The organism is Arthrobacter bussei, assembly GCF_009377195.2.
Taxonomy (GTDB): Bacteria; Actinomycetota; Actinomycetes; order Actinomycetales; family Micrococcaceae; genus Arthrobacter_D; species Arthrobacter_D bussei.
Map to the genome: position 1 here is coordinate 1,281,666 of NZ_VJXX01000001.1, position 14,265 is coordinate 1,295,930.

General features: G+C 68.7%; 16 protein-coding genes. 9 read left to right on the forward strand and 7 right to left on the reverse strand.

Annotation, left to right across the window (positions count from 1 at the left end; genetic code table 11):
• Window positions 1–27: 27 nt before the first annotated feature.
• The 4 genes from FNH21_RS06040 to FNH21_RS06055 all read right to left on the reverse strand — a co-directional run bounded on the left by FNH21_RS06040 (window position 28) and on the right by FNH21_RS06055 (window position 4,197).
• Window positions 28–909 (reverse strand): SDR family NAD(P)-dependent oxidoreductase, encoded by an 882-nt coding sequence (locus tag FNH21_RS06040; RefSeq protein WP_152813045.1) that lies wholly within the window; start codon window positions 907–909, stop codon window positions 28–30.
• A 175-nt stretch (window positions 910–1,084) separates the two neighbouring features.
• Window positions 1,085–1,879 carry a YqjF family protein gene (locus FNH21_RS06045; RefSeq protein ID WP_422108747.1) on the reverse strand — a complete coding sequence of 265 codons (795 nt, stop codon included), beginning with the start codon at window positions 1,877–1,879 and terminating at the stop codon, window positions 1,085–1,087.
• Window positions 1,876–3,039 carry a glycoside hydrolase family 26 protein gene (locus tag FNH21_RS06050; protein WP_338403170.1) on the reverse strand — a complete coding sequence of 388 codons (1,164 nt, stop codon included), beginning with the start codon at window positions 3,037–3,039 and terminating at the stop codon, window positions 1,876–1,878. Before FNH21_RS06050 ends, FNH21_RS06045 begins: the two co-directional genes overlap by 4 nt.
• A 90-nt stretch (window positions 3,040–3,129) precedes the next feature.
• On the reverse strand, window positions 3,130–4,197 hold the full coding sequence (locus FNH21_RS06055; protein ID WP_152813047.1) for a spore photoproduct lyase family protein: 1,068 nt from the start codon (window positions 4,195–4,197) through the stop codon (window positions 3,130–3,132).
• Window positions 4,198–4,319: 122 nt separating this feature from the next.
• Between FNH21_RS06055 and FNH21_RS06060 the strand changes: the two genes are divergently transcribed.
• From FNH21_RS06060 to FNH21_RS06080, 5 genes are all read left to right on the forward strand, one after another.
• Window positions 4,320–5,669 (forward strand): hypothetical protein, encoded by a 1,350-nt coding sequence (locus FNH21_RS06060; RefSeq protein ID WP_206687029.1) that lies wholly within the window; start codon window positions 4,320–4,322, stop codon window positions 5,667–5,669.
• A gap of 99 nt (window positions 5,670–5,768) precedes the next feature.
• Window positions 5,769–6,686: a metal ABC transporter substrate-binding protein gene (locus FNH21_RS06065; protein ID WP_338403171.1), complete on the forward strand. Its 918-nt coding sequence runs from the start codon at window positions 5,769–5,771 to the stop codon at window positions 6,684–6,686.
• Window positions 6,679–7,509 (forward strand): ATP-binding cassette domain-containing protein, encoded by an 831-nt coding sequence (locus FNH21_RS06070; RefSeq protein WP_152813049.1) that lies wholly within the window; start codon window positions 6,679–6,681, stop codon window positions 7,507–7,509. The genes FNH21_RS06065 and FNH21_RS06070 overlap by 8 nt, the downstream gene beginning before the upstream one ends.
• Window positions 7,506–8,525 (forward strand): metal ABC transporter permease, encoded by a 1,020-nt coding sequence (locus FNH21_RS06075; RefSeq protein WP_152813051.1) that lies wholly within the window; start codon window positions 7,506–7,508, stop codon window positions 8,523–8,525. The genes FNH21_RS06070 and FNH21_RS06075 overlap by 4 nt, the downstream gene beginning before the upstream one ends.
• 125 nt (window positions 8,526–8,650) lie before the next feature.
• Window positions 8,651–9,607, forward strand: coding sequence for a hypothetical protein (locus FNH21_RS06080; RefSeq protein WP_152813053.1), 957 nt, complete (start codon window positions 8,651–8,653; stop codon window positions 9,605–9,607).
• Between the two features lie 95 nt (window positions 9,608–9,702).
• Here FNH21_RS06080 and FNH21_RS06085 read toward each other — a convergent pair whose 3' ends face one another.
• Entirely contained in the window at window positions 9,703–10,575 is an 873-nt protein-coding gene (locus FNH21_RS06085) for a GAF domain-containing protein (protein ID WP_152813055.1), read from the reverse strand.
• Between the two features lie 537 nt (window positions 10,576–11,112).
• Here FNH21_RS06085 and FNH21_RS17400 point away from each other — a divergent pair.
• Window positions 11,113–11,862 (forward strand): GAF domain-containing protein, encoded by a 750-nt coding sequence (locus FNH21_RS17400; protein ID WP_191931658.1) that lies wholly within the window; start codon window positions 11,113–11,115, stop codon window positions 11,860–11,862.
• An 87-nt stretch (window positions 11,863–11,949) separates the two neighbouring features.
• On the opposite strand, the gene FNH21_RS17280 is transcribed toward FNH21_RS17400, so the two are convergent.
• Together FNH21_RS17280 and FNH21_RS06095 are read right to left on the reverse strand one after the other, a co-directional pair.
• A complete protein-coding gene (locus FNH21_RS17280; RefSeq protein ID WP_277819705.1) occupies window positions 11,950–12,075 on the reverse strand; it encodes a hypothetical protein in 126 nt (41 codons plus the stop codon).
• A gap of 211 nt (window positions 12,076–12,286) precedes the next feature.
• Window positions 12,287–12,700 (reverse strand): GNAT family N-acetyltransferase, encoded by a 414-nt coding sequence (locus tag FNH21_RS06095; protein ID WP_152813057.1) that lies wholly within the window; start codon window positions 12,698–12,700, stop codon window positions 12,287–12,289.
• Window positions 12,701–12,796: 96 nt separating this feature from the next.
• Between FNH21_RS06095 and FNH21_RS06100 the strand changes: the two genes are divergently transcribed.
• From FNH21_RS06100 to FNH21_RS06110, 3 genes are all read left to right on the forward strand, one after another.
• Entirely contained in the window at window positions 12,797–13,318 is a 522-nt protein-coding gene (locus tag FNH21_RS06100; RefSeq protein WP_338403172.1) for a MarR family winged helix-turn-helix transcriptional regulator, read from the forward strand.
• The gene (locus FNH21_RS06105) at window positions 13,315–13,542 is read left to right on the forward strand and encodes a hypothetical protein (RefSeq protein ID WP_152813061.1); all 228 of its coding nucleotides are present in this window, start codon (window positions 13,315–13,317) and stop codon (window positions 13,540–13,542) included. The genes FNH21_RS06100 and FNH21_RS06105 overlap by 4 nt, the downstream gene beginning before the upstream one ends.
• A 243-nt stretch (window positions 13,543–13,785) precedes the next feature.
• The gene (locus FNH21_RS06110; RefSeq protein WP_152813063.1) at window positions 13,786–14,148 is read left to right on the forward strand and encodes a hypothetical protein; all 363 of its coding nucleotides are present in this window, start codon (window positions 13,786–13,788) and stop codon (window positions 14,146–14,148) included.
• The last annotated feature ends 117 nt before the right edge of the window (window positions 14,149–14,265 follow it).

Sequence of the window (14,265 nt, forward strand, 5' to 3'; positions counted from 1 at the left end):
TGCCGTCCTTCCTCCTCCTCCTCCTCCCTAAGGGCGTGGGAAGGGATCGGGGAACCCGGGCGTGGGCGGTCCCGTGATCGCGCTCCGGTTCGAGACCGGCCGATGACCCTCCTCGTCCTCCACCCCGTACGCGGCTGCCACTTCCGCGGCCACCAGCGGAAGGCCGGTGAGCCGCATGACGTCGGGATCCGCGGCCAGGGCGGCGGCGGCGCGACCGACGAAGCGAGGGGTCTCCCGATTCTGCTCGTGCTCGAAGTACTGGATGTTGGCGAGGACACTCTCCGTGAGGACCAGCCCGGGATACAGCGCCACCGACACCACCCCGTGATCCCTGAGGTCGACCGCCATGTCCGCCGCCAACCGATCGATGGCCGCATGTGCCACGCCGTAGGCCACCGGGGGGACGAAGACCTGCCCGGCGAACGAGGACAGGGTGATGATCAGGCCCGTGCCGCGGGCCACCATCATGGGGGCGGCGAAGGACGAGGCCACGTAGTGCGCCCGTAGCCCCACCCGGTGCATGGCGTCCCACAGGTCGAGCGGTTGCTCCCAGAAGGGGCCCGGGTTGACGGGGCTTCCGTCGGTGAACCGCTCGTATCCGCCCCAGGCGCTGTTGACCAACACGTCCAGACGACCCTGCTCGGCGCCGATGCGTGCGATCGCGGTCTCGATCTGGGCGTCGTCCCGGACGTCGAGAGGGAGGGGGACCCCTGTTCCGCCGGCCTCTGTCACGAGCCGGGCGGTCTCGGTGATCGTACCGGGCAGCCGGGACGGCGCGGTGCCGTCCACGGTCGTCCGTCCACCGACGTAGACCGTTGCACCGGCCTCGCCGAAAGCGTGGGCGATCCCACGGCCCACACCGCGGCTGGCTCCGGTCACGAACACGACCTGCTGCTGGACGGGAGTCATCAACCTGCTTCCGGCTCTGTCATCAGGCCGCTCGGTGCGGGCCTCGCACCATGATGCCGCTTCGGCACCCCGTCACCGAGCACTCCCGAGGTGGCAGCGGGGTGATCGCTCCGGTGACGTCGGGCGCCGCCCGGGCAGGAGGAGCCATGAGGTCGACGGCGACCGACCGGTGGCGTCACGCGGCGGGCACGACGCGCGGCCTGCCGAACTGCGTCTGCACGCCGGGCGAGAAGAGCACCGATTCCGGCTGCCCCTGGACGCGGATCCCCGCGGCTCCCAGCAATCCGTCATCGAGCGCCGTGAGCGTCACGGGGTGCAGGGGCCAGGGGGTGTGTGTGTTGGGGATGTACAGCGTGCGGCCGGCCAGGGTGCTGTGCAGGCCGAAGCGCGCCGTCAGTTCGAGGGACAGGCGGTCCGCCGCCGTCCGCGAGACATCCGGCCGGACGGCGAACCGGGACTCGGCCTGCCGTCGGAAGCGGACGACGTCGTACCCGTACTCCCGCTGGTCGCCGCTCCCGCGCTGGACGGGCGAGCACCTCGACCAGACGTACGGGATGCCGCCGGCCCGGGCGGCGAGGACCACGGCCAGGCGCGACGCGTCGAGGGTCACGAACACCACCCCGCGCGTGCCGTCCGGGCCGCGCGAGTAGAGCCGGACGTTGATCTCGGTGAACGAACCGAAGTACGGGACCGGCAGCCCCTGGCCCAGTCCCGCACCGATCATCCGGAAACCGATGAGTCCCACCCACGACGAGCCGTCGACCTCGTCCGGCACCACACCGGGCGGCATGTACCGCATCACCTCGGCCGCGGCGACCCGCCAATGCAGGAACACGGCGTCCGCCCAGAACTGGTCCATGATGACCGGCCGGGGCAGCGCGGGCACGAGCTGCCAGTCGTCCTGCCGCCCGCCACCGGGCTGTGCCGTCGTATCCGATCGCGCGGCGTCGTCCTCTGGTCCACCGGTCATGAGATCTGCTCCCCGCAGTCGTCGGGCTCGTCCGCGAAGAGGTACCACTCGGGCATCGCCGCGGTGAATTCGGCACGGACCGTGGCGTCCTCGACGACGGTCCAGTCCACGGCGGAGCCCACCTCGGGCTCCACCTTGTTCCACTCGAACCAGTTCACCATCTTCAGCTGCGGGAACCGCTCGTGCACCGCCGGGTCGAAGACCTGCTCCCACCAGGCGCGCTTGATGTTGATGGTCCGCAGGTCCCCGATCCCGTCCGTGACGAGGGCCGCTGTCTCGGGGATGGCGACGGGCTTGCCGTGCCGCACCCCGTAGTCGGCGTAGAAGTCGGGGAGCATCGAATCGTCCCCGTTCTTCCCGTCGTAGGCGCCGGTGAGCTGCTCCACGAACTTGCCGTCCTCGGGCATCTCGCTCTCACCCCAGGGGTAGGTGCTCCCCCAGTGGTACAGGGACATGCCCACCCAGTCGACGGCGTCGTCGCCGGGATAGTAGGGCGCGTAGGGCTCGTCGTCACTCGTGATCACGCCGTCACCCGTGGTGTCGAGAGCAGCGAAGCCGGCCGTGCCGGGACGTGCCTCGTGGGCGCCGCCCGCGAACGGGTAGCCGCCGGCATAGTTCGGAGCCCACATCATCGCCGAGCCCGGAGCCCGGCCGTGCACGGCGTCCGACACCCGGCGGAACGCATCGATGTACTCGGCGGGCTGCTGCCCCCACGGGTACCACGAGCCGTTCATCTCGTGGGCGAAGCGCACGATCACCGGCACGCCGCTGGTGTTGAAGCCCGCCAGCATCGCGGCGAGCTCGTCGGCGCGCTCCGCCGTCACGGCCGCGAGACCCTGCTGCGGCTCGAGGGTCAGCAGGAGTGTCCCGCCCTCCTGACGCAGCTGTTCGGCCGCGGCGGCGATGAGGGCCGGATCCTCGGCGGCGAAGGGGAAGTCGGCGAAGGACACGGCGACGGCGGGCCGGCTCCCCAGTTTCCCGGCGTACTCGGCGAGGGTCTCCTTCCCCCACTCGAGGTTCACGCCCATGAGGGTGCCCACCTCCGGCGCGAGGTCGCGTCCGTCGATGGGCGGGCACGGCCTGGCCGTGGGGTTGATGTTGCAGGCGCAGAGGGACAGGAGGAGCAGTGCGGTGAGCACGCGCGCGAGGGTTGAGACCACCCGGCCAATCTACAGCGGTGCATCTGCGCTCCCGGCCCGGTCCCGGCGCGCCCGCGACGGCAGGATCGCCGGGCGACGGAAGCAGTGGCTTCAGAAGGCATAACGGATGCGGCAGTACGGCAGCGCGTCGGCGGCGAGGCCGAGGAAGGCCTCCAGGTAGCCACGCTTCTCGTAGGCGATGTAGCGCACGTTCGCGAAGCCGTTCTGGGACCGCTTGGTCTCCTGCAGGTCCGGGCGCCACAGGATCTCCTCCGCCTGGGGGTGCCAGCCGAGATTGACCTCGTGCAGCTGCTGGTTGTGCGTGAGGAAGATGACCTCGGCCGCAAGCTGCTGCTTCGCTGCAGGCGACAGCGCTGCGTCGAGCTGAGCGAAGAGTTCCCGCCAGTCCTCCTTCCACCCGGGCGTGATGATGACCGGCGAGAAGTTGACGTGGACCTCGTACCCCGCCTCCACGAAGTCGTTGATCGCGGCGATGCGCTCGGCCACGGGTGTGGTCCGCACGTCGACCATCCGTGCGAGCTTCTCCGGCATGAGGGAGAACCGGATCCGCGTGCGTCCCTGCGGATCCCACCCGAGCAGCTCGCGGTTCACGAACTTGGTGGCGAAGGAGAGCTTGGCGGTGGGCAGCTCCCGGTAGAGCGACACGAGGTCCTGCACGTTGTCGCTGACGAGGGCGTCGACGGAGCAGTCGCTGTTCTCCCCGATGTCGTACACCCAGGCCCGGTCGTCGCACTGGTTCGGTTCCAGCTTCATGCCCTGGCGCGCCACATGCCGCTCGAGGTAGCCGCTGATCTGGTCGATGTTCGCGAAGACCGTGATGGGATTGCTGTACCCCTTGTGCCGGGGGACATAGCAGTAGGCGCAGGCCATGGCACAGCCGTTGGCCGTGGAGGGCGCGATGAAATCCGCGGACCTGCCGTTGGGCTTCGCCGTGAGCGACTTCTTCACCCCGATGATCAGGGCCTCGGTCTTGATGCGGACCCAGCGGCGTACGTTCGCCTCGTCACCACTGAGCTCCGGGATGCGCCAGTGACTGGCGACCTCGACGACGTCGGCCTCCGGCCAGCGTGCGAGGATCTCCTGGCCTCGCGGCAGCGCTGCTGCTGCAGGTTCGACGTAGATGCGACTGATCTGGAGGAGCTTCTCGGCCTGGAGCATGGATCCCTTCGCGTGGCGTCGACTACCTCCACGGTAGGTTCCGCCACCGACACTTCCATGGCACATTCCTCTCCTCCCGGCCCTTGTTGAGAATGATCTTCATTTACGTCTAACCTAGGGGTATGTCGCTACATCGTCGAACTCTCCCCCTGTCCACCGCCGTCCTCGCAGCCCTGGTGCTCACCTCGTGTTCCACTCCGGCCTCGACGGGATCCGGCGCCGATGCCCCGGCGAATCCGGCCACGACCGCCGACCGCCCCTCGGAAGCAGGCACGCCGACCAGCGCCGACGCCACGGATCGGCAGGAGGTCGACGGTCTCGCACCCCGGGCGGTCCTGACGTACGACGGCGGCATCATGGCTGTCGACACCGAGACCGGTGACGTGCTGACGAACACCGAGTCCGAGGGCTTCCTGCGCCTCAACGAGGCCGGCGACGGACGGCACGTCCTGGTCAGCGCCGGCAAGGAATTCCGCGTGTTCGACAGCGGTCTGATCGTCGAAGGGCACGGGGACCACGACCACTACTACGAGCAGGCCCCTGCGCTCACGGGCTCCACGGTGGAGGCCGCCGAGGCCGGACACGTCGTTGCGCACGGGGGGAAGACCGCGCTCTTCGCCGACGGCAGCGGAGCGATCAGCATCATGGACACCTCGGCGTTCGAGGACGGCCGGATCGACGCGGACGAGGTCGAGAGCTTCTCAACCGATGACCCGCACCACGGGGTGGCAGTCCCCCTGACGTCGGGTGATCTGCTGATGACGCAGGGGACAGCGGATTCCCGCTCCACCGTGCAGGTCGTCTCCCCCGAGGGTGAGCTCCTCGCCGAGACGACGGACTGCCCGGGGGTGCACGGTGAAGCTGCCGCCATGCCGACCACGGCCGGCGACGTCGTCTCCCTGGGCTGCGAGAACGGTCCGGTGGTCTATCGGGACGGCGAGTTCCACAAGATCCACGTCGATGAGCCCTACCAGCGCTCCGGCAACCAGTTCGGCAGCCACGAGTCCCCGATCGTCCTGGCCGACTACAAGACGGACCCTGACGCGGAGCAGGAACGCCCCACCCGCGTCGGGCTGATCGACACCCACGCCTCCGTCATGACCACCGTCGACCTCGGATCGGCGTACTGGTTCCGTTCACTCGCCCGGGGCGCCGACGGTGAGGCCCTCGTCCTGACCTATGACGGGGAACTGAACATCCTCGACGAGGAGACCGGCGCCGTCCTTCACGAGGTGGAGGTCGTCGCACCCTGGGAGGAGCCCGAGGAATGGCAGTCTCCCGCCCCGACCGTCAAGGTCGGAACCGACGGTTTCGCCTATGTCACGGAGCCGTCCGCCAAGAAGCTGCATGTCATCGACGTCGCCGAGGGTACCCTGCTGGACAGTTTCGACCTTCCCGAGACCCCGGTGGAGCTCGCCGTCGTGACCGGAGAGGGAAGACACGGACACGACCACGCCGACGGCGAAGGCTGAGGCCACCGGCACTGAGCAGTCGCGACGGCCCGTCGGGTCGTCGCGGCTGCCCGTCATCGATCAGGCCCCGACCCTCCCCGAACCTCCTCAAGGAATCCAGTGAACGTCCTGTCGCGTCCAATCCTCGTTCTGCCGGTCATGGCAGCCCTCGCCCTGTCCGCCTGCGCCCCGCCGTCCGATCCCGCAGATCCCGACGGCACGAACAGCACGTCGATGACGGTGCTCACCTCGTTCTACCCCCTTCAGTTCGTCGTCGAGAGGGTGGGCGGGGACACCGTCGAGATCAGCTCGATCACCCCTCCCGGCGCGGAGCCCCACAACCTCGAACTCTCACCGGCAAAGGTCGCCGAACTGGCCGACGCCTCCGCAGTGGTCTACGCCTCCGGCTTCCAGGCCGCTGTGGATGAAGCGGTCGTGCAGACCGCGCCGGAGCATGCCATCGACGTGGCGGATGCCGCACAGCTCTCGACCGCCGGCGGCGGCACGGCCGAGGACGACGACGCGGGGGACCCCCACTTCTGGCTCGACCCGGAACGCCTCGGCGACGTCACGGACGTGGTCGCCGAACGTCTCGGCGAACTGGACCCGCAGAACGCAGTAGAGTATGCGGCGAACGCCGACAAGCTCAACCAGGAGCTGTCCACCCTCGACGAGGACTTCAGCACGGGTCTCGCCACATGCGAGCGCCGCACGATCGTCGTCTCCCATGAGGCGTACGGCTACCTGACGGACCGCTACGATCTCGAGCAGACGGGGGTCTCGGGCATCGACCCCGAAGCCGAACCGGCGCCGGCCCGGATTGCGAAGATCCGCCGCGTCATCGAGGGCCAGGACGTCACGACCATCTTCACGGAATCCCTCGTCAATCCGAAGGTCGCCGAGACGCTGGCCGCGGACCTCGGCGTGACGACGGCGCTGCTCGATCCGATCGAATCGCACGCGGACACCAGCGGCGACTACCTCGACGTCATGCGCGGCAACCTCAGCGCCCTGCGGGAAGCGCTCGACTGTGCGTGACCGTGCCGGCCGGCATCCCGCGGTGCAGATCGACGGACTCCACGTGGAGCTCGGCGCGAACTCCGTCCTCGAGGGCATCGACCTGGAGGTCGCTGACGGCCAGACCCTCGCCCTGCTCGGGGCGAACGGCTCGGGGAAGACGACCCTGGTCAGGGCCGTTCTGGGGCTGGTGCCGGCCACCCGCGGGCGGATCGCCGTGTACGGCGCGGACCTCGTGATGCGCCGCGCTGTGCCCTGGTCACGCCTCGGGTACGTTCCGCAGCGGGTGAACGCCCAGCCGGTCATGAGCGTCACCGCCGAGGAAGTCGTTGCCGCCGGCCTGCTGGACCATCGGCGCCTGGTCCCCGGGTCGCACGCACGCGAGCGCGCGCAGGACGCCCTCGGGCAGGTCGGTCTGCGCGAACGCTCCCGGGACAACGTCCACCTCTTCTCCGGCGGACAGCAGCAGCGCGTGCTGATCGCCCGCGCCCTGATCCGCCGGCCGGACCTGCTGATCATCGACGAGCCGCTGTCCGGCATCGACCATGACTCGCAGACGGCGCTGGCGGTCACCCTGAGCGATCTCCAGGCGCGAGGGACCACCATCATCGTCGTGCTGCACGATCCCGGCGTCCTCGCCCCGCTGATCCACCGCACCGTCGTCCTCGACCACGGCCGGGTGAGGCATGACGACGCCGCAGGCATCGAGGGCTTTCCGCCGAGGGCCGGGAGCACACTGCCCTCCGACGCCTCGGACGACGCGCGTGTCCGCGGGACGGACCGCGCACCCCACCCGGACCATCACGCACTTGACCTCACGACCGGCCGGAGAGGATCATCATGACCTTCCTCGACACACTGCTGTCCATGCTGTCCAGTGAGCTGATGCAGCGGGCCCTGCTCATCGCCGGCCTCGTCGGTGTCAGCGCTCCGGTCATCGGCACGTACCTCGTCCAACGCCGTCTGGCACTGCTCGGCGACGGCATCGGCCATGTCGCACTGACGGGTGTCGCGATGGGGTGGCTCGCCGGCGCTGCCGCCGGCACCGCCTCCGCGGACGCCCTGGCCGTGCCCGGTGCGGTCGCCGCCGCCATCATCGGGGCGCTCCTCATCGAGTTCGTCCGCGACCGCGGCCGCACCAGCGCCGACGTCGCCCTGGCGATGCTGTTCTACGGTGGTATCGCCGGTGGCGTGCTCCTCATCGGGCTCGCGGGCGGAACAGCAGCGAACCTCACCGGGTACCTCTTCGGATCCATCTCCACCGTCGACTCCCTCGACGTGTGGCTCAGCGCCGGACTGGCCGTCTTCATCCTCGGCGTCGGCCTCGGCCTGCGGCCGGCACTGTTCGCCCTCTGCTACGACGAGGAGTTCGCCCGCGCCAGCGGGCTGCCGGTGCGGGCCCTGAACATCCTGGTCGCCGTCACCGCCGCGCTGACCGTGGCGATCTCCATGCGTGTGGTCGGCGTACTGCTGGTCTCGGCACTGATGATCGTGCCCGTCGCCGTGGCGCAGCTCATCGCGCCCTCCTTCCGCGCCACCATGGGAGTGGCCATGGTGCTGGGCGGAATCGTCTGCGTCGTCGGACTCTCCATCACGTACTTCCATGCACTCTCCCCGGGAGCGACCATCACGGTGCTCGCGATCACCCTCTACGCGGGCGTGGCGGTGATCAGGCCGCTCCTGCACCGCAGGCGTCATCTTCGACGCCCCGATCCTCAGCACCTGCAGCACCTTTCCCGGGTCGGCGCCGTACGTGGGTATCCGGCCGATACCAGGGCGGACGGCCACGCGCGCGTGGCGTCGGCCAGCCGCGGTGCTCGGAGTGACGCACCACGGCGGAACACCTCACGCTCGGCCTGACTGCCGGTACTGTCTCCTGCGACAGCACTGCCGTCGCCTGCCGGAGTGGGCGTGTGGGCCGTCCCGCGCTGCGGTGTTCTGTGCGGCGAGGACACTGCACGTGCGGTACGGGCTACATTCGGTGGATGTCTCCCATCATGATTGCCGTGGTCGTCACGGTCCTGCTGTCGAGCGTGATCCCCGTGATCGTCGGCGGGGCCGTCCGCCGGGGTGACCGGAGCGGTCGCGGAACGGCTCGCCCGGATGCAGACACGGGGGCGCTGTTCGTCGTGAGGAATCGGCGCTGGCAGGCTGCCCTGTTCCGGGTGCTCGGCATCGTCCTCCTGGTTGTCGGGGGGTTCTTCACGATCGTCTCTGTCGCCAGGACCGAGGAGTTGGAGGGTCCGGGTCCCCTGGTCGGTGCGACCGGGATCACGGTGGCCGGGGCGGTCTTCGTGGTTCTCGCCATGGGCATCCACCGGTTCAGGGTCGAGGCGTTCGACGACCACCTGACGGTCCGCCCGTGGTTCCGAGCGACGCGGCTCGTCGCCCTGACCGACATCGGTTCGGTCCGTCCGGCGCCCAACGCCCTCGGCGGGGTCGACGTCAGGGATGTGGGCGGCAGGATGCACTTCACGGCGACCAGGATCAGCATCGGCTACACCGACCTGGTCGCTTTCCTGCAGCAGAGCACCCCCCGGCAGCAGACCACGGCTCCCGCGGTGCCCGGCGACGTCGCACCCTGGCAGGGCGCCAGCCTACGGGCTGAGTTGTACCCGCTCCCCCGCGGACGCAGGGGAACCCTGGAATCAGGCGTCCTCCTCACTGCGGGAGACGTGTCAGCGCCCATGTTCACGAGCGAACTCGCGGACCTGCTCCATCACCGTGTCGGCATCGTGGAGTCCACCACCGCTGATCCTCTCGTCTTCCTGTGCTGGCCGGACTCGGGGTCGCCCACGTCGATCGTCTGGGAGTCCACGAAGGACCTGCCGGCCGAATCCCTGGCCCTCCTCAGCGATCCGATGGACGCAGGCCCCGCCGCCGTCGTCACCGGCACCGAGCTCACCGACTTCTCCGAGTGGATCGCGGCCCTTCCCCGCTGACCCGGCGGAGTGAGGCGCAGTCCACCCGGAACGGGGTCGGAACCGGTGTCCGGTTTCCCGGGGAAGGGGCCCACCGCACGGATGATGGAACGCGTCTACCCCGGTGGTTCTCCGGTCCACATCTCGAGCTGTACCTGGGCTGCGAGGAGCCGCAGGTCGCGCGCGTCAGCTGATGTGAAGGCTCGCGGCCGATCGTCGATGACGCAGAGGGAGCCGATGCGCCACCCGTCGGCACTGGTCAGGGGGTGTCCCGCGTAGAACCGGATGCCGGGACTCCCGGTGACGAGGGGGTGGTCGCTGTACTCGGGGTCGCTGCGAGCATCGGTGATGACCAGTGTGCGGTCCGCTTCGACGGTGCGGGAACAGAGAGCGACGTCGCGGGGCAGGTCCTGCCCGATCGGTCCCACCACGGACTTGATGACCTGCCTGTCATCGGTGATCAGTGCGATGGACGCCGAGGAGGTTCCGAAACGCCGGCGGGCCTTCGCGGTGATCCTGTCGAAGCGCTCTTCCGCGCCGGAATCGAGTAGCCCGCTCCGGGACAGGGCATCGCACCGTCGGGACTCGTGGGCCAGGAACCCGGCTCGATCCTCCGGCTGCACGGCGTCACCATCTGCAGGGCGCCCGGACCGTGTGTGGAATGGATGGCCGGTGCTGACCTCGTCGGAGACGACGAGCAGCCTGTACAGGCCGTCCGCGACCCACGTCTTCCCGGTACCGCCGTCATGGCTGTACTGGGCGCCGGTGATGACGAGTCCCTTCTCCGCGAGCATCTCGTTGATGGCGTACGAGAGGAGATCGCGATCGGCACGGGGCAGGCACATCAGCCCGGAAAGGTAGCCGGACACGTCGACCTCGTCGACCTCCCCGCCGAAGCCGACATACGACACCCAGGCATCGAAAGGATCGAGCTCCCCGGCCTGAAGGGCCTGGACCGCTGTCCACTGCTGCCTGCAGCTACTGATCATGAGTCACGAAGCTCCGTACTCGGCGAACGTTCTTCGCCCGGACACCGGCGTCCCGGGCGGACTGATCCTCCACCTTAGGGCGACTCACCATCACAGCGGACATCGATCAGCCTGTTGTCCGTACTCGACATCGTCCGAAGTCGATCCGCCGCCCATACCCGCAGGGGCACCGGAACCATGGAGTAGTGGAGCGCACTGCAGGCCCTTCGCGCAGCGAAGCTCACGATCGACAGCGTCATTCAGGAGTATCCACGGCTCGCGCACGGTGGCCCTGTGCGCGACGACGATCAAGGCGAACAGATGAGGACCAGGACGAAGGCCCTGGGGGCGCCTGAGGGTGTAGCGGGTCGGGTGGGCAGGACTAGCCGATCGGGGCCTTGATCGGTGTGCTGTCGCGATTGAACCATCGGTAGATTGGAGTCTTGTTGTTCTTTCGTTCACTGGGGGGCTGAGGACATGGGTAGTGCTGATGTTCAGCAAGGAGTGACCGCGGATCTCGCCGCACGGTTCGGCGTGCAGCCGGAGAGGGTGCACTCCGTGTACAGGCAGAGCGGTGGCATGTGCTCACTGGGCGAGGTGTCCGCCTATCTCCTGGACGGTGGAATGCTGACGTCGCTGCAGCGTGATCTGGTGTCGGATGCGGTCAACGAGCTGCTCAACGTGCCCTACCCGCGCAGCGCGGGACAGCGGGCCCCCTACACGCATCATGACGTGGCCGCCGCTGCCGGCTACGGTCCGAGCGAACTCGACGGCGACCACGTCGATCGACGGCTCCGCCGCCCCACAAGCAGGGAGGTTCCGGTGCACGGTCGAGAGCCCGCACGCCTCGAGGACCTCCGCGCCTCGAATCTCCTGGATCCCGCAGTCTCGCGATCCATGTCGCTGCAACGGCTGCCGACCATGGCGAGGACGTATTTCGGCACCATGGGATCAGCGTTGACGCTCATCGACGCCGACAAACAACGCACGCCCGTCGCCGACGGGGTGCCGACCGCGGACGTACCCCGGGACCTGTCGTTCTGCAACGCTGCCATCGCGTTCGATACCACCATGGTGGTCCCGGACACGCGCCTCGACGACCGGTTCAGGACCAACCCGTACGTTGTCGGAGCTCCTCGCATCCGTTTCTACGCAGGCCATCCCATCAACGGTCCCGGAGGCCACCGCATCGGGGTGCTCTGCCTCCTGTATGACACACCCCACACGTTCAGCTCGTCCGACCGGAGGAAGCTGCGCACCCTGGCAGCGCTCGTACAGCTGGAGATGGTGCCACCACGGACCACGTGAATCGGTGCCCGCACACCAAGGAGGCCGGATCGCCGTGACAGTGATCCGGCCTCCCTCTGCGATGACCCGGGTGATCAGGCCGATGAACTACTTCTGATCGCCGTCCTTGCCGCCGAAGGCGTCCTTGGCCCTGTCCTTGGCCTGATCGACCTTCTCGGGGTGGTCCTGCGCTGCATCTTTGGCCTTGTCGGCCATTCCACCAAGATCCGCCATGCATTGATCCTCTCCTCGAACTCGCCTGCGGCACCGGAACACCTGCCGCACTCTGACCTGACCATCGTCTGCCCTGCACTGCCCGACAGCCAGGATGACGACGTGGTTGACAACGAAGGCCACGGAGACATGGAGTCCGCGGCTGCGCCCGGTGTGCTCGGCCAGGTCGTGGTGCCGTGCGGAGATGTCCGGAGATGTCCGGAGCAGGGCATCAGTGGCGATGCGCGAGCCCCCACTCCTCGGCGAGCAGCGCGTACTCGACGCCGTCGAGCCAGCGGCCGGAGCGATGAAGCGCATCGGCGCGGCGGAAGACTTCGCGGCGCATGCCGACACGCTCCATGACCCGCCAGGAGGACTCGTTATCAGCGAAGCACTGCGCCACCACACGGTGCAGGCCGAGGTCCTCGAAGCAGAGCCGCAGCAGCCCGGCGGCGGCCTCGGTGGCGTAGCCCTTTCCCTGGTGAGCGGGATCCAGGGCCCATCCGATCTCGGCCTTCGTCGCACGTGCCCGGTCCGCCACCTCGTGCTGTGTCCACGAATCCTTGACAGCGAGGAACAGATCGCCGATCAGGCCGCCGTCGAGCTCGAGCGCGCACGTGAGCGACAGCCGGTCACCCGCCGTCATCGCCTCGGGGAGGAGCCACCGGCTCCCGGGCCCAGCAGGCCCTTTCCACCATTCATCAGTAGTACACTAATTATTAGGACAGCACAGAGGAGAATGATGACCGCGCGGATGGACGACGACCTGTTGCTCGAACGTCAACTCTGCTTCGCCCTGTCCGTCGCCTCGAGGAGCGTGGTGGGCGCCTATCGCCCGGTCCTCGACGACCTCGGCCTCACCCATCCCCAGTACCTGGTGATGCTCTCCCTCTGGGAGGAGAGCCCCCGCACGGTCCGGAACATCGGCAGGGCGCTCGCCATGGAATCGGCGACCCTCTCCCCGATGCTCAAGCGGCTGGAGGCCCTCGGACTCCTCACCCGGACGCGGGTCCCGGGCAACGAACGGGCACTCGCCGTCGAGTTGACGACCGCCGGACGGGACCTGCGGTCGCGGGCGGTCGACGTCCCCGGCACCATGATGAAACGCCTCGGCCTCACCCGCGACCAAGTGGACGCACTCAACGAGGCGATGCACGCGATCATCAGGGCCACGGGGACCGAACTGCCGAGCTCCCCCGCCGACCAGGCCCGCACGAACCTCCGCCCGGACGCATCGATGACGCACGAGAGGAACCGATCATGAGCACCAAGGAACCCCTGTCAGCACGGTTCATGGCAGCAACCGGCAAGCTGCGCATGTTCTTCGGGCCGGCCCAGCGGGGCTCCACCGCGGGGCCGATCGTGTATCTCGACGACGAGGCGCAGCGCCGGCGGCAGGAGGAACTGCAGCAGTGGACCGTGGTGCGGAACGCGGACGGGTCCACCTACCTGACCCCGAAGCGCGAGGAGCAGGGCGGCGAGGCCTGAACCCGGGGACAGCCACCCGGAGCAGGGGCTCCAGGGACACGAATGCCCGCAGCGAGCGCACACTCCTGCGTCCCATCCCTCGCCCTGATGACAACTCGATGAACCGGGCGGTAACTTGCGGATTTCCTGCGTCGGAATCCCTAGGGGACACACCCCACCGGTGGCAGACTTGCGATGGTCACCGTCTTTCCGCCCGTGGGGATTTGCAGGGCGCCCTTTTGACTCGAACGAGGTCTCAGTTCCATGAGTGCACAGCGCCCTCCAGCCTTCACGTCCACCGACGCCTCGGGGCTTCCCCGGACCACGCTCCTCATGGTGCCCGGGGGACGTGATGCGCAGGACGTCGGCGCGCTGGCAGCGCAGATCGCCGTCGAGACGGAAGCGCTCCTCGAATCCCTGGAAGGTGCTGTGGCGCGGCTCGCGCTCGCGCACCGGTCCTGCACGCAGGACCCGGAGGACCAGGTGACGGACGACGACGCCTTCGCGTGGGTGCAGCGGTCCCTGGAGGATGTCGCTGCCACCCTGCGTGGGCTGTCCCTGAACCGCTCGGAGGTCGCGGCAGCACCCGCCGAGCCCCGCGTGCGCGCGGTCAACGGCCCCGCCTGAGTCCTCATCTGCCAGTGATCGGCCGGGACTGATCGGCCGGGACTGCTCTCGCCCGTCTGACGACGACGCCGACCGCCCCGTGCGGGACGATCGGCGTCGCGGGTAGGACGGCGAGGA

Coding starts and splice junctions, on each gene's coding strand:
- FNH21_RS06040 (WP_152813045.1), bottom strand. CDS start 909: ATGACTCCCGTCCAGCAGCAGGTCGTGTTCGTGACCGGAGCCAGCCGC.
- FNH21_RS06045 (WP_422108747.1), bottom strand. CDS start 1,879: ATGACCGGTGGACCAGAGGACGACGCCGCGCGATCGGATACGACGGCA.
- FNH21_RS06055 (WP_152813047.1), bottom strand. CDS start 4,197: ATGCTCCAGGCCGAGAAGCTCCTCCAGATCAGTCGCATCTACGTCGAA.
- FNH21_RS06060 (WP_206687029.1), top strand. CDS start 4,320: ATGTCGCTACATCGTCGAACTCTCCCCCTGTCCACCGCCGTCCTCGCA.
- FNH21_RS06075 (WP_152813051.1), top strand. CDS start 7,506: ATGACCTTCCTCGACACACTGCTGTCCATGCTGTCCAGTGAGCTGATG.
- FNH21_RS06080 (WP_152813053.1), top strand. CDS start 8,651: ATGTCTCCCATCATGATTGCCGTGGTCGTCACGGTCCTGCTGTCGAGC.
- FNH21_RS06085 (WP_152813055.1), bottom strand. CDS start 10,575: ATGATCAGTAGCTGCAGGCAGCAGTGGACAGCGGTCCAGGCCCTTCAG.
- FNH21_RS17280 (WP_277819705.1), bottom strand. CDS start 12,075: ATGGCGGATCTTGGTGGAATGGCCGACAAGGCCAAAGATGCAGCGCAG.
- FNH21_RS06095 (WP_152813057.1), bottom strand. CDS start 12,700: ATGACGGCGGGTGACCGGCTGTCGCTCACGTGCGCGCTCGAGCTCGAC.
- FNH21_RS06100 (WP_338403172.1), top strand. CDS start 12,797: ATGACCGCGCGGATGGACGACGACCTGTTGCTCGAACGTCAACTCTGC.
- FNH21_RS06105 (WP_152813061.1), top strand. CDS start 13,315: ATGAGCACCAAGGAACCCCTGTCAGCACGGTTCATGGCAGCAACCGGC.
- FNH21_RS06110 (WP_152813063.1), top strand. CDS start 13,786: ATGAGTGCACAGCGCCCTCCAGCCTTCACGTCCACCGACGCCTCGGGG.